10 protein-coding genes and 1 pseudogene are annotated in these 14,807 nt (G+C 44.7%); 3 read left to right on the forward strand and 8 right to left on the reverse strand.

The features are described 5' to 3' along the window. Positions 1–11: 11 nt before the first annotated feature. The 3 genes from M3650_RS27415 to M3650_RS27425 form a co-directional block, all read right to left on the reverse strand. Entirely contained in the window at positions 12–893 is an 882-nt protein-coding gene (locus M3650_RS27415) for a GNAT family N-acetyltransferase (protein WP_251579364.1), read from the reverse strand. A gap of 348 nt (positions 894–1,241) precedes the next feature. Continuing rightward, positions 1,242–2,861 (reverse strand): PASTA domain-containing protein, encoded by a 1,620-nt coding sequence (locus tag M3650_RS27420; protein WP_251579365.1) that lies wholly within the window; start codon positions 2,859–2,861, stop codon positions 1,242–1,244. A gap of 118 nt (positions 2,862–2,979) precedes the next feature. Next, positions 2,980–4,077, reverse strand: a complete 1,098-nt coding sequence (locus M3650_RS27425; protein WP_251579367.1) for an NAD(P)H-dependent flavin oxidoreductase — start codon at positions 4,075–4,077, stop codon at positions 2,980–2,982. Positions 4,078–4,662: 585 nt separating this feature from the next. Here M3650_RS27425 and M3650_RS27430 point away from each other — a divergent pair. The 3 genes from M3650_RS27430 to M3650_RS27440 are packed head-to-tail and all read left to right on the forward strand — an operon-like array spanning position 4,663 to position 7,029. Beyond that, complete coding sequence (locus M3650_RS27430) at positions 4,663–4,917, forward strand: FeoA family protein (RefSeq protein ID WP_019420528.1); 255 nt, start codon at positions 4,663–4,665, stop codon at positions 4,915–4,917. Then, positions 4,914–5,645, forward strand: a complete 732-nt coding sequence (locus tag M3650_RS27435; RefSeq protein WP_019420529.1) for a FeoB small GTPase domain-containing protein — start codon at positions 4,914–4,916, stop codon at positions 5,643–5,645. The genes M3650_RS27430 and M3650_RS27435 overlap by 4 nt, the downstream gene beginning before the upstream one ends. Further along, a complete protein-coding gene (locus M3650_RS27440; protein WP_251579368.1) occupies positions 5,623–7,029 on the forward strand; it encodes a nucleoside recognition domain-containing protein in 1,407 nt (468 codons plus the stop codon). The genes M3650_RS27435 and M3650_RS27440 overlap by 23 nt, the downstream gene beginning before the upstream one ends. Before the next feature lie 3 nt (positions 7,030–7,032). On the opposite strand, the gene M3650_RS27445 is transcribed toward M3650_RS27440, so the two are convergent. The 5 genes and pseudogenes from M3650_RS27445 to M3650_RS27465 all read right to left on the reverse strand — a co-directional run bounded on the left by M3650_RS27445 (position 7,033) and on the right by M3650_RS27465 (position 14,625). After that, complete coding sequence (locus M3650_RS27445; protein WP_251579369.1) at positions 7,033–7,386, reverse strand: hypothetical protein; 354 nt, start codon at positions 7,384–7,386, stop codon at positions 7,033–7,035. A 915-nt stretch (positions 7,387–8,301) separates the two neighbouring features. Next, positions 8,302–10,398, reverse strand: a pseudogene (locus M3650_RS27450) (thioredoxin domain-containing protein). Between the two features lie 607 nt (positions 10,399–11,005). Next, positions 11,006–11,671: a metallophosphoesterase family protein gene (locus M3650_RS27455; protein ID WP_251579370.1), complete on the reverse strand. Its 666-nt coding sequence runs from the start codon at positions 11,669–11,671 to the stop codon at positions 11,006–11,008. 721 nt (positions 11,672–12,392) lie between these two features. After that, complete coding sequence (locus M3650_RS27460) at positions 12,393–12,491, reverse strand: AAA family ATPase (RefSeq protein WP_019420535.1); 99 nt, start codon at positions 12,489–12,491, stop codon at positions 12,393–12,395. Between the two features lie 124 nt (positions 12,492–12,615). After that, positions 12,616–14,625, reverse strand: coding sequence for an AAA family ATPase (locus M3650_RS27465; RefSeq protein WP_251579371.1), 2,010 nt, complete (start codon positions 14,623–14,625; stop codon positions 12,616–12,618). Positions 14,626–14,807: the final 182 nt, after the last annotated feature.

Genomic DNA, 14,807 nt, shown 5'->3' on the forward strand with positions numbered 1-14,807 from the left:
TTCTTCGATGGTTATGAGTGCAGCTCGATACGGTAATGAGAGAGTACACGTCTCTCAGTAAACCCGGCTTTTTTATACAGATGAATCGCCTTCTCATTATGCATATCGACACATAAAGAGATTTCTTGAATCCCCTTGTCCTTAAATAGAAATTGTAAAGCGTGTCTCAACAGTGCTTCCCCCATGCCATGGTGACGATATTCCGGCGAGACCGCAATAAATTCGATATTCCCTTCCTGGAATTCCGGATTGGCTTCCACATAAACGTATCCTTGCAGCTTTCGATCCGCTGTCGTACAGACGAACACTCTATGATCGGTGTTGCGTCTGTTCAGGATGGTGAGTCCGTCATAATAAGCCGATGGGAAGCAAGCCTGGTGGAGATAGACAAATGGCTCGTACAGGTCTGCTTGAATCTCTTGAATATCAACCTCGTCTGCGGAATGTTCAGATAATAGAGATGGCGTGGCGAGAAGAATGAGGTGCTCTCCTCTGTTCTGTCCCCCGACACGGCTTATGAATTCGGCGGCATACCGATGATTCACATCATAAAATCCCGATATCGCGTTCACCTGCTCCTTCACCACAGCTACAGATTGATGCCACAGCTCTTCAGCCACATCCAACCAATCTTCCGCTCGTATGAACGGCCCCCACATCTCAGCTTCCCGTTCCTCCTCATCGATGTCGAAGCCGATCGTCCCGATCATTTCTCCAGCTCGATAAGCTGTCCAGAATGTTTTGCCAATGCTGTCAAAAGTATCATGCAAGGCGGATTCGATTTCATCCTTTTCCGTCCCGCAATACCCTACATGATGTGTCTCTTCCTTATTGAGATCCGCAATAAATTCAGCCAACTCGGCAGCATTGCCGCTAGGACGAATCGTAATCAATTCAATCTATCCTTTCCATTTTCAAATGATAGATGTCGTACCTTAGTTCTGTTGGATTTCATCCATTAGTTTGAGGTATAAGATGCGGTGACAAGCTGTTTCATTGGAAAGAGTCCAACAGATTTTCGTTCAAATCGTATTGAGGTTATGATTGAGCATCATTTGATTGGAAGATTTCCAATCAAATGATGTTATTGTATTGAAATGAGTAGATTCTACTGCACGTTATCCAATGGACTCAATGGTAGGCAGCATGAAGTATTGCAACAATGCTAAAGCAAGACAAAAAAAAGGAACTGGCTTGCAAACCATCGTCTTGCAAAGTCAGTCCCTCTTCACCATGCCTTATTATTTTTTCTCACGGCTGATATAGAAATTGACACGGTCGCCTTTCTTCGCTGCAGCGCCTGCTTCAGGCTCTTGCTTGAACACCTGACCTGGCGCTTGCTCCTCGTTGTTCTCGAGGACGAAGCTATACCGAAGGCCTGCCGCGAGTACCGCCTTCTCCGCTTCTTCCTTCGTCAGACCAACCAAACTCGGCACCTGACCCTCCGCAACCGGCTGTCCCGAGGAATCCGTCGCTGTACCCGTCTCGCCTCCATCAGGCGTTGTTCCTGGCGTCGTCGTATCTGGTGTCGTACCCGGAGTAGTCTCAGGAGTCGTTCCCGGAGTCGTGTCTGGATTGGCATCCGTGCCTGTATCCGTTCCTGAACCGGTATCCGGATTCGCAGCAGCGCCTGAATTGTCCGGCTTCGTGCCGGTTGTCTTGTCGCCAGCGCCTGTTCCGGAAGATGAGTCGGTAGATTGTCCGCCATTCTTCGACCCGCTGTTATCCGTCGATGTTCTGTCGTCAGTCGATGCTTCAGGCTGATTCGAGCTATCGCTATTTTCGTTATTCGTTGCTTGGCCTTCATCGGACGGTGTTTCCGTTGCATCGTCCCCGTTCGCCGCCGGAGTGGAATCCGTATTCTCGCTCGTCTCTGCAGAAGGATTGTTATCCGTTATAGCTGCCGTCTCATTCGACTTCGATATGGAGTTGGCCCAGAGCACGGCGCCGCCGAGAACACAGACGAAGACCGCGGCACAGGCAACAACGAGCAGCATTTTACTGCGCCCGACTTTGTCCGATCCCGATTCTGCACTCGCAAATGGACTATTAGCTTCTTCTTCCGTCTCATAGTCGTCGTAATCATCATCATCTGACTCGTCATCATCTTGTAGATTCGAGACAGGTGCCGCAGCCGCTGAAGTCGGCTGCATCCGCGACAGGACAGGACCATTCGGCTGATCCATAGTCTCGCGCAAGGTTACCATGAAAGAGAACATGGAGGAATCCCCTGAATATACGCGTCGGACGAGACCTAGAACCGCTTCCTTCTGAGCAGGCGCCAAATCCTTCAAGGCGGCTGTCAAACGGCTCTCATACGTGTCGTAGTTCGCCGGAACGTTCAAATGCAGCGTACTTAATTGATACATTAAATAGCATAAACCCATCGTTCCGAATTGCCCCGGCTCTGCTTCCGTCCAATAGTTCATTATCATAATCTGATTGTCTTCAGTAATCCATAAGTTCTCTACAGTAATCGGGAACCGGCTAATCTGTTCCTCCATGGCGTCCTGGATGCTCTTACCCAGTTCGTACACCATCGACAGCATCTTCTGTGAGCTTAAAGCATGGTGCTGAATATATCGCACGAGCGGCATTCCTGTATAGGCAGAGAATACGACAAAGAAATTTTGCCCTGATGTTCCTGCATTAAGCATATGGAAGAAACGATTATTTGAAAAATGAGACACCTTACCGAAAGCGCGTTTGCTTTCTTCGGCTTTCCCCGTTCCCGTATTTTCGACAAGATAAATAAACACATCTCTCTTCAAGGATAGATCTATCGCTTCATATAAGACTCCGTCTGCTAAATGTAGAATGACCTTGCAAAGTTCATATCTTTCCCCAATGTAAGCACTCATTCTCTTGCTCCTTCACGATTCATCGTTGTTAATAAAATATCTCTTTTGTCATTATGAAGGATATGGGCTGATTTTGCAAAGATTACAACAATCGATCAATTATTTTCACAGATCTCCCTTATTTCATCTGATGCACAACCTCTTGCCAGCGATGAATCAGCTTCTCAACAACATCATGTGCAGTTGTCCGCCGGCCGAGTCTCGCTGCCTGTCCTGCCCATAGCGACAAGTATTCGGGATTGGATTGTCTCGCTGCCTCCTGCCGAATATCTCTGGTCAACTGATTCATTATTGGATAGGGCGGCACATGCTCGGCATAAGGCTGCAGCTGACGGATGAAGTCGTTCACGATGCCTCTTGCCAGCTTTCCCGAAAACGTTCGTGTAACGATAGTGCTTCGTTCATTAGAAGACAGAACCGCTGCTTTATAGGCCTCATGAGCACCGCTTTCTTCACAGGCAAGAAACGCGGTGCCCAATTGGACACCCTGCGCGCCCAATGCCATGGCAGCAGCCATGCCCCGCCCGTCCATAATGCCGCCGGCTGCAATGACGGGCACAGATACATGATCCGCAATGAGCGGTACGAGAGCAATTGTGCCGACTAATGAATCTTCACAGGCTCCGTGGAAGGTGCCCCGGTGTCCGCCTGCTTCGCTCCCCTGAGCGACGACGAGATCAACGCCAGCCGCTACCAGAATTTGTGCTTCCTTAACATGGGTGGCCGTGCCGATGACGACGATTCCATTACTTTTCAACTGATGCATTATTTCCGGCGAAGGAACGCCGAACGTAAAGCTGAACACCGGTACTTTCTCTTGAATTACGACTGACAACTGCTCTTCAAAAGACCGCTGATAGGCATCGTAATCAAAAACGGCTTCACTAGCCCCTGCCTCTTGCCCCCCTGCCATATGCAGCCGTTTCCGAATGGAAGCGAGCTGTGTCTGAATTGGCTCCTGCACGCAAGGAACATCCACCTGCGCTTCTGGAACAAACAAATTTACGGCGAACGGCTTGTCTGTTAACAGCTTTATTTTTCGAATCGCTTCCTTCATATGCTGCGGAGACATGTATCCGGCCCCGAGCGTTCCGAGCCCGCCCGCATTGGATACTGCCGCCACAAGATCCGGCGTCGTTGCCCCGCCCGCCATTCCTGCTTGAATGACGGGAAATCGTATCTGCAACCGTTCCGTTAACGTGTTATATCCATTCAAATGTAACGCCTCCTTTCATTACATCATGGTCATTCAACAATTCAGGAAACACATATATAGGAAACAAATGAAAGCTTACATAATTTTCTTGATTTGGACGGAGACAAAGAATCCCTCTTCACTAGGCTTTAACGGATGCTTTTTTGTGTTTACATAACGAGCGTGTCTTGCTTGACCACAAGCGATTCCTCGTAAGCCTGCAACGACAGCTTCAGTTCAGCAAAAACATTCTTGAATTCATTCATGCCCTATCAAACTCCTTTCCCGCCCGTAGCATTTGCACATTGCATACATGCAGACTACACCTCCTATCCAATAACGATGTTAAATTCAACATCCCTTCCTTAAATTCCTTCTTTCCTACTGCCCATCTGGCCGTACTTTACGAAGGCAGCGTAAGTCTCAGCAAAGACCATCAAACGGCGGTAAAACGGTCTTTTTGCCCTAGGGAAATTTTTTGTTGTCATAGAAATATTGTTGACCTATACTAATTATGTAGCATATATATAACAAACCTTATTATGATGTAACAATGAATTTGCCCTTAGGAAACATTCGCTGCACAGAAAAAGGAGAGACATCACTATGCCTACAACAAGCGTGCCTTTGTCGAATGCCAAGTCAGGAACCCATATACGGCTGAATCGGATTGAAGTTCAAGGCGTGCTGCGCAGAAGATTGCTGGATCTCGGATTTGTTCCCGGAAATGTCGTGGAAGTGTTGCAAAAAAGTCCGCTTGGCGATCCCATCGCATTTCGGGTTAATAATACAACGATTGCACTTCGTAAAGAGGAAAGCTCACTAATTTTCGGAGACATAATCGGAGGTGAAACATCATGAGTCGATACACCGTTGCCTTGGCTGGCAACCCGAATACGGGAAAGAGTACGTTATTCAACACATTGACCGGACTGAGGCAGCATACTGGGAACTGGGCCGGCAAGACGGTAATGATGGCCGAAGGTGAATTCAGTTATGATAAGACGACCTTCCGGATGATCGATTTGCCAGGCACTTATTCCTTATATTCCAACTCTACTGATGAAGAAGTGGCCAGGGACTACATTATTTTTGAAAAACCTGATGTCACCATTGTCGTTCTTGATGCCACCTCTCTCGAACGGAATCTAAACTTGGCACTTCAAGTGCTGGAAATGACTAATCGCGCTGTGGTCTGCATCAACTTGATCGATGAAGCGAAGCGGCTGGGCGTTCGCATTGACCTGCAGAAGATCGAGCAGCGTCTCGGCGTTCCGACCGTGGCGATTTCCGCCCGCAACCGAATCGGAATCGATAAGCTCCTGAAGCAAGTGAAGCTGGTTGCCTCTGGACAAATCAATCCGCATCCGATCCATATCCAATATAGCGATGAGATCGAACGGAAGCTTGCAGAGCTAGAACCGTCCATCCGTGAGAATCTCGGCAGTCAATATCCAACGAGATGGATTGCGCTTCGCTTGTTGGATGGAGATGAGAGCTTGTTATCCTCGTTAAAGAAACGGATGAATAAGGTGACTCCGGATTCTGTGAGGGAGGTTGCAAGTTATGGCAGAACCGCTTGCCACTAATGCGTCAGATCCGTTAGACACGCTTCTGAGCAAGGCCAGAACCCTTGCTGATGGAGAGACTCTCCGTGACGGGATCGTAAGCGATATTTACCGGACGACACGGGACATTTGTGCTGAATCCGTTCATTATGAAGACAAGAAAAAGCTGCAGAGCACTTATCGGTTGGATAAGATTGTAACTTCACCGATTTGGGGCTTCCCGATTATGTTGGCGATATTAGGTGCCGTATTCTGGATTACGATTGCAGGCGCCAACGTTCCCTCTCAAATGATATTCAGATTTTTTGCTATAGTGGAGGGATACATTACTGCTGGATTCCAAGCGCTGCATGCTCCAGATTGGCTGCACGGTGTGCTCGTTCTCGGATTCTTTCGTGGGACTTCCTGGGTCGTCAGCGTCATGCTGCCACCGATGGCTATCTTCTTTCCGGTCTTCGCGCTGCTCGAGAATTTCGGATATTTGCCGCGGGTAGCCTTCAATATGGATCGGTTGTTCAAGAAATCTGGCGGTCACGGCAAACAAGCATTAACGATGTCGATGGGCTTCGGCTGCAATGCCGCTGCAATTCTGTCGACACGCATTATCGAGTCTCCGCGTGAGCGCATGCTCGCGATACTGACGAACAATTTCGTTCCATGCAACGGCCGGTGGCCGACCTTAATTTTGCTATCGTCGTTGTTCATGGCTGCCGGAGTAGCCAGCGGCTTGCAAACCTTAGCCACTGCGTCTGTCGTAATGGGCATGGTGATGATCGGTATCGTCGTTACCCTCACTGTGTCATGGGTATTATCTAAAACGGCATTACGCGGCGTTCCGACGCATTACACATTGGAACTGCCCCCATACCGACGTCCACAAATTTGGAAGACGATACTGCTTTCTTCGAAAGAAAAATCGTTAAACGTCTTGATGCGCGCCATTATCGTCGCCGCTCCAGCCGGGGTAATCACCTGGATTTTAGGCAATGTGTTCGTCGGCGGAGACAGTATTCTTAATCATATGGCTGCTTTCTTCGATCCGTTCGCCCATGCGATCGGACTCGACGGATTTATCATTATGGCCTTTATTCTCGGTCTTCCCGCCAATGAAGTCGTGCTGCCGATATTATTGATGGGCTATATGTCTTCCGGTGCAATGGTCGATGCTGACGGATTGGATAATATTAAGGAAATCTTCCTGCAGCATGGATGGACTTGGTTAACGGCATTAAATATGATGTTGTTCTCCTTGCTCCATTACCCTTGCGGAACGACCTTATACAACATTTATAAAGAAACGAAAAGTACGAAATGGACCATTCTGTCCGCGGTCATCCCGTTGGGTATTGCCATTGCAGTTACGTTCGTTACGGCCCAGCTCGTTCGGGCTTTCGGATGGGTTTGACCTTTACAAAACCAAAAGCACGAATCCGGCAGTATCGGATTCGTGCTTTTTTTGCGCTTCAATGAGATGCTGCTCCATATCCGGGACGTGAATGCGGCTCTTCGTCGTCGTTAGTATCGTTATTTCAAGTTCAATGTTATGCCACACATATTCTACCTTGATTCCAACTGCTTGATTGCTCTTTCTTAAATCTCTGACGATGACACTCTGCCCGGCATGTTCTGCTTCCTTAACCTTCTCCTCCATCTCGGCTTGCTCTAATGGCTCGAATCCGTAAAATACAGCAATGCCTGTTTGAGTTGCATTTGAAGGTTTTTTATAGGGATGAGGAAAGTATGCTGTGATCTCCTCATTCATTTCATCACCTCTTCCCCCTGTATATTATATATTGGTTCATTTTTGAATAATCGTTCGATTTTTTAAACGAGATTCTACTATGTAAATTCTTATTCTATATAAGTTGAACTATTGAGCTTCTTCATTAGAGTTTGATACAGCTTCGCTGCTTATCTCAAATACTGGAGGGGCGATACTCTCTCCGTTCGGCGCTTCCGCTCACTCTCCCCTTCGCTAAGTAACAACGATTCCCATATATCTCAGGCGCTAGGCGGTGTGATCTAAGGGTGATGTTGCTGCATCGTCCGAGAAGCAATGTTACTGGAGAGACATGTGCACCAAAGTCAACTTCACCCTATGGTGGGATGCCCCTTCTGAACGAGAGGGAGAATGGAGAGAAGTACTTGACAGCGTATCGTTATTAGCTGGAAATGTATTCTTTCTTTAGCTCAACTTATATAGCAATTTTTATTAGCATCATAGAAGACTATCATATGAAATACCATTTTCTTGCGGACAGTGATGCATAGCTGAGGCAATTCCTTATTATTTTCATAGAATAGAATTGTAGAGAGGATGTCTCTCTATGAATCTCTGAAAATAGAAAGGAGAGAGTTGCAATAAGAATCTCCAAGCTATTCTGGAACTGTTCACTCAGAACGGACTAATTTCCACATAAAATGATAACACGACCACTACCCTTGTTCTGTTCATCCTCTTGGTTGTTATAGTACAATCCGGTGATGATCCGGGAGACGGTCGTAGATCGTAATCTCGGAATGTATCTACGAGAAATAACTCGGGATTGGGAGGATAATTATCAAAACGTAACCGTAAACAATAAAGACAAACCGCCTCTAACGGACAAGTCCCTGCTCTGGTGCATTAGCATCAGAACAGGGACTATTTCGCATGTTTCAGCCGACACCGACTTAACTACAAAGACTGCAGCTTATCCTGCAGCTCCCCAACCTCATTGGTCGGCGACTGACACGAGAAGTTCTCGCATACATAAGCCGTTGGCTTTCCGCCAAGCTGAACTTTCTCCTGAACGAGCGGAATCAGTTCCCTGACTCGATCCCCTTCCTTCCCGTCCGGTACCAACAGTACTGTAGCATGAGGCTGAAAGCCGTTGCTTGCCACAGCAATCATTTGTGCGGTTGCTTCATCATCCGGATCGCCGCAAATAACAATTTCACACGGAGGACTGTAAGCATAATCCAAAGCGATGAGAAACATGGAATGACCTGTCGGATACTGATCCACAGCGCCTGCAAATGCTTCCAGCTGCCGTTCTGCTATCTGTGCCAGACGCGCATCACCGGTCAGCTTTGCCAACTTGAGCAAGTTCATCGCCGCTACCGAGTTGCCTGAAGGCTGCGCACCGTCGTAAATCTCTTTATTGCGTGTAAATAACTCCTCGCTGTCATGGCCATAAAAGTAAAGTCCACCGTTGCCCTCGTCCCAGAACAGATCAAGCATCTGCTGATTCAGTTCAAGTGCAAGTTGCAAGTAATCTAGTTCGAAGGACGCCTCATACAAATCAATGAAACCCCATACAAGGAAAGCATAATCATCCACGTAACCAGAAAAAGCAGCTTCGCCGTCCCGGTACCGGGCTAGCAGCCGCCCATCCGCTTGCCTCAGGTTGACTATGATGAAATCCGCGGCTTTGCGAGCCGCCTGCAAGTACTCCTCCCGCCCCAGCGTTCGGTACCCTTTTGCCATCGCCATAATCATCAGCCCGTTCCAGGACGTCAAAATTTTGTCGTCTTTCCCAGGATGCACTCTATGCTCCCGATAATCAAATAGCTTGGCACGGCACACTTCCATCCGTTCACGCAGCTGGTCAGGGTTCAAGTCTCTTGCTTTAGCAAAGGCTTCAAGATCTTGCCCGATCAAATTCGGAATATTGTGACCTTCGAAGTTTCCTTCTATGGTGATATCATACAGATCGCAGTATAGCTCTCCGTCTTCAGCACCCAATACCTCGATGACTTCATCAGGCTCCCACACATAGAATTTGCCCTCATGCCCTTCCGAATCAGCATCTTCCGCGGAATAGAAGCCTCCTTCCGGATGCGTCATATCCCTCATTACATACGTAAAAATTTGCTCGGCGGCCTGGGCATACTCCGGCTTCCCTGTCAGCTGGAAGGCCTCGAGATAGCTCCATGACAGCAACGCATTATCGTACAGCATTTTCTCAAAATGAGGAACGAGCCATTTCTCATCAACCGAGTATCTGCAAAAACCGAATCCTACATGATCATACATCCCGCCGCGATACATGGATTGAAGCGACTTCTCCACCATTTGGAGCGCTCTTTCCTTCCCTGTACGGTAATAGTAGCGTAGCAGGAAAGACAAATTGTGCGATGTCGGAAACTTAGGAGCGCCACCGAACCCGCCATTTTCCGCATCAAACGTCTGTTCATAATGAGCGTAAGCTTTGTCAAGTGTTGCCTCCGACACCTCACCTGACAGGTTGGAAAGCATCTGCTTCTCGACTTCCTTGACAATCTGTTCGCCAATGTCCGCTACCCGCTCGTCGTCCTCCTCCCATTGCTTGGCAATCTGCGGCAGGATGTCCATCAAGCCGTAACGACCATATTTGCGTTGCTTCGGATAATAGGTGCCTGCAAAGAAAGGCTTCTTATCCGGTGTCATTATAATGGTAAGCGGCCACCCTCCCTGACCGCTCATCGCCTGACATACCGCCATATAAATATGGTCGACGTCAGGTCGCTCCTCGCGGTCCACTTTGATGGACACATAATGCTCATTCAGAATGGCAGCGACCTCTTCATCTTCGAACGACTCATGAGCCATAACATGGCACCAATGACAGGTACGTGTAGGTCACCAACGTCAGCTATACCCAACAGATAAGAAAATAGGCTTATTTTCTCGTCTCGCTTCATCAAACGCTTCTTCACTCCACGCGTACCAGTTCACTGGATTATAAGCATGTTGAAGCAAATAGGGCGATTTCACGGCGATTAATCTATTGGGCTTGCGGTTCGTTGTCATGGGGCATCACCTCTTTTCGTTGTAGAAATTTAGGTAAAATAAAGCTTAGCGTTATTTTACCCAAAAGGGTGAGGAAATCCCAAGAAATAAAAAATGAGTCTGTAAAATAGTTAGTGTATACTCCAAAACCTACTAAAATGAAAGTAGTAGGAAAGGTTGGGGAGAACGGTACTATGGACAAAAGAGCAACTACGAGCATTCATCAAGGAGAATAAGCTGGTCACGACTCAGGCTGTTCACGGAGACGATTCAGGAACTTAAGTCAGCTTTGAAGGATAAAGCGAATACCTCGAAAATCTTGTTCTTTTTGAAATTAATTTAAAATATTTAAATTTTTTGCTTGAGCAGAATGAATAATCTTATTATAGAACTCCACCCATGTATAATATTCAATGTCGGCAATCTGCCTCGTTAACAACCATGAATCGGGTCTTAGGGTCAAAAAGACGCTCCGCACGACTATTGATTGCTGTCTTCAGATTACAGCTTAAAGAGGACGTACATCGGCAATATGATTTACGCTCTGATCACCCGGTTGAACCAACTTTGGTGTCTTTTCGTGTCGACTTTGAAGCGTTAGTGCAGTAAGCATAGTCATTACGCGATCTTAATCCTTTTCACTCACATCTCTAGGATCGACATTAAACTGAACAATCTCGAGCACTTCACCTAGCGAGGTGACTCGAATAGCACTCATTGCGACTTTCCGGTAAGCTCCGGTATCAATATTCCACGAATGAGACGCCTCCTCATACTCAGGACGGCCAGACTTGCATGGGGTGTGACCGATAATTTGAAGTCTGCCAATATTTTTCAACGGTGTGCGATTCCAAAGCACGCCTAACTCATTTCCTTCTTCAAATGGGAACTCTGCCTGATCTGCAATACCAGCATGACTTATCAGTACATGCTCGTTCTCCCAAACGAGCGGAAGCTCATTAATCCATTCTGATACCTCCTGCAGCTCCATGTTAGCGGACCTAAGCTGATCCAGCGTTTCAAAGCCACATTGCGGAAGCCAATATTCGTTAGGGCCATTCTCTATGTGTTGTGAAAACTCGTATTCATGGTTGCCCTTGAGAAAAACCGCGTTCGCGCCATACCGCTTTCTCAGTTCCTTAGCCAAAAGTAGCGTTCCCGGCGTATCGTTTCCACGGTCGATTAAATCCCCTAGTTGGACGAGTCGCTCCTTATCAGGATTCCAATGTCGGTCAAGAAGCCCTGTAAACGTATGAAGACAGCCATGTACATCCCCGACGACGAATAGATTCATAAGGCTTTTATATCTCCTTTAGTCAATATAATCTTACTCATACCACGATACCCCATTGGTTAGAATTCAGCTAATATTAGCATTCATTTAGGCATCGGTAATCAAAATTAACGTAAACAAAGTTCCCGACAAAATATGGATTTTAGCATTAGTCCAGCTTACGATAAATATCTATTATAGAACATCATTTTCGTGAGAGTGGCAAAAAGATATTCGCACCTCCCCCTTATATCCACTCGCTTCCTAAGAAAAGAATTCCATGCAATAGCCGTTATCTTGGCATATTCAAGCTTAAGCCATAATAATTGATTCACACAAACATCCCATCAATGACAGGTACGTGTGGGTCAATAATTAGCTACACCCAATAGAAAGGGAGACAAGTTTATTCTTTCCACTTAGCTCTGTCGAAAGCTACTTCGAATAAGGACAATTCAACGGGTTAAGTTCATGTTACAGCAATACGCCGACTTCTACTTCGCAAATCTATTGATTCCTTTGTGAGTTGTCATGGGGCATCAGCTCGTTGCGTATTTGTGTAAAAGTATTGCTTAGGGTTAGTTTAACAAAAATGGTGGGGGAAATCCCTTCCTGTGTCTTGTAGACTTCCTCCATCATCGTTTTTACAGGCAGCGTAGCCTATGAAACAGGAATACTATCCGCTCTCGATAGCCTAGGAATTAGTCAAATTCCCTTACGCATCTGCGTCCACTAACAGCACTCACTTGTCTTCCTGAGCTAAACCAAGACCCAAATCCACTACTGTTGCCGCCTTACCGACACCGCCCTTTTGATTGGCTAGTTCGGTTACCTTGATCATCGTATTTCCTCCCTTCAACGTAAAATACCCGGCTGCACTGAGTTCAGGGAATCAGCTCTTACAGATATCTATATCAAGAGAGAGCATCCGTTGAAGGACACTCTCTTGAATACCATTTATTCTGTTAGATGCTTAAGAAATTTAAGGTTCTTGATACAAAACCTCTTAACTCATTGGAATCTATTGGCTCCACTCCACCATCTTCATGATGAAACCTTTTTGAGTATTCATTTAAATCATCTAATTCAGTAAACAAGTTCGATAGTGTGACGTTGTTTGACTGTCTAATGATTCCTATAAAATCCCCCAGCCATTTATCAGACTTGAAATCTTTAGGAAACCTTACCCGCAAGTATCCCTCCAATAAAGGTCTTACGCACCTGGCTACAGATATTTCCTCACCATCATAGGAACCATTTAAATAATTATCCAATATTGAATAGTTTTTAAAATAATCAATACTAGTGATACTGTCAATATCTAGTCTTCTCAGGCAGCTTGCTTTTATTTCAAGCTCATAAAAATCATAGTTATTTTTTATAGCTACATCGTAAAATTTTTTCGCTAAGATTTCGTTATGTGTAAACAAAAATGTTTGTCTTGCCTTAACCGCCAACCTATTTAATTCTGCTACAGTCTGGGTAATTCTGAAAAAATCAAGGCTGGTTATAGGATCGTCAACTACGATGATTTTCTCGGAAATATCTGGTGATTTTTTCAATTTACAAACAAAGAATGCAAATGCGAGGGTTGTCTTATCCCCTTCGCTTAAAGTATTTTTAAAACTTGGAACATAACTTTTTGATGCTCTAAGTGGTACTTCACATCTATTAATTTCTAGCTTATAGTCTACTTTAGGTTGTCCCCCTTTGTAATCTAATACAGAACTCATGATACGATATCCCGCCCCAAACCTTTCTAATTGTTTATTTAGCTCATCCTTAAATTCACTCATAAAAGCATCACAATATTGGTCAAGTGCTTTTCGTTTAAGGATTTTTTCATTAGCCAATCTTTTTTTTTCTTCATTAAGATATTTATAATTTATACACATTGCGATTACGGTTTCATCATTATGCCTTAATTTAGTTAGTTCCGACTCTTTCTTTTTTTGTGTCAGTACAGAAAGATTTCCCTGTTTGGCGTTCTCTTTTTGAATCTTAATTTGTTCATTAATTTTCTTCACTGCTAAGTTATACTTAGCCAACTCCTCTACAACCTGATCTAAAAAAAACTCAATTTCCTTGTTTGCTTGTAAAGAATCGAGTATATTTTCTTTTTTTAGTGAAATATCAGCAATTATATAAGCTTCAACTTTTTGCAAATTATCATGAATAAACTGTACATTTTTTTCTAAATGAGGTAACTCAGAAATAATCTCCTGCCAATACTCATGTAACTGTTGATTTTTCGAATCAGTCAAGTTAATCCCAGCAAATCTCTGATTTTCAATCGAGCCAGCAATATCTTTCAAAGAACTGTTAATTCTCTCACGATATTCTTGATAAGCCAAGTTGAAATAATCTTGGTAATATTTTAATAACTCATTCGCCGTAGCATTTTGTCCACAAAATGGGCAGGTTTTCCCGTTGTAGACTTTTAGACCTTCTTGAATAAATTTATGTATTTTCCCATTGCAGTTCTCTGATGCATGTACACGAATTTTTTCTTCAGCAAGTTTCGAAATATTAGCATAGCTTTGACCCAGTAGTTCACCCAAAACCTCAAATTTAGGTAAAGTAATTTGAATTAAATCTAGCTCTTGTTTCTTGGCAATTTGATCTTTTCGACTTTGAATCTCAATGTCTTTTTCAATTTGTTTTATAGTACTATCAATATTTTCAGAATTAATGAGTGCAATAAATTCGTCAAAATCGTAGCCATTAATTTTTGAAGCAATTTCATTTTTTTGATTTGTAATTTGAGTACCAATATTTTTTATCAATGAATCAATATCTATAATATCTCTTGTTAATTCCACACCTGTTGAACCTATTATGAAGGAATGTAGATTCTTTTGATGTCCGGTTTCAACACTCTCTCCTGTATATAAATTATCATATATAAATTTTGAATTAAAGATTTCAATTTTCTCATAGGAACTTGACCAGCTATTGTTTTCAAATGTAACCACGTTTCCGTCAATTAACAATTTAAGCTTTGGATTTTCTGACTGTCCTAATGTCTGTCTATATAAGTTGAATTATTGAATCACTTAGAATCTAACACAAAGACGATCGATGATGGACAAGGGATATTTCATGATCTCGTCCATAAACTGCTGAACATTTTTGCGGATTTCGGCGACTGTGTGAT

Origin of the sequence: Paenibacillus sp. MER TA 81-3 (assembly GCF_023713585.1) — a bacterium.
GTDB lineage: Bacteria > Bacillota > Bacilli > Paenibacillales > Paenibacillaceae > Paenibacillus_B > Paenibacillus_B profundus.

Excerpts from the sequence above, each read along its gene's own strand:
- M3650_RS27420 (WP_251579365.1), bottom strand. The coding sequence starts at position 2,861 with ATGAGTGCTTACATTGGGGAAAGATATGAACTTTGCAAGGTCATTCTA.
- M3650_RS27440 (WP_251579368.1), top strand. The coding sequence starts at position 5,623 with ATGGCAGAACCGCTTGCCACTAATGCGTCAGATCCGTTAGACACGCTT.
- M3650_RS27435 (WP_019420529.1), top strand. The coding sequence starts at position 4,914 with ATGAGTCGATACACCGTTGCCTTGGCTGGCAACCCGAATACGGGAAAG.
- M3650_RS27460 (WP_019420535.1), bottom strand. The coding sequence starts at position 12,491 with ATGATCAAGGTAACCGAACTAGCCAATCAAAAGGGCGGTGTCGGTAAG.
- M3650_RS27455 (WP_251579370.1), bottom strand. The coding sequence starts at position 11,671 with ATGAATCTATTCGTCGTCGGGGATGTACATGGCTGTCTTCATACGTTT.
- M3650_RS27430 (WP_019420528.1), top strand. The coding sequence starts at position 4,663 with ATGCCTACAACAAGCGTGCCTTTGTCGAATGCCAAGTCAGGAACCCAT.
- M3650_RS27445 (WP_251579369.1), bottom strand. The coding sequence starts at position 7,386 with ATGAATGAGGAGATCACAGCATACTTTCCTCATCCCTATAAAAAACCT.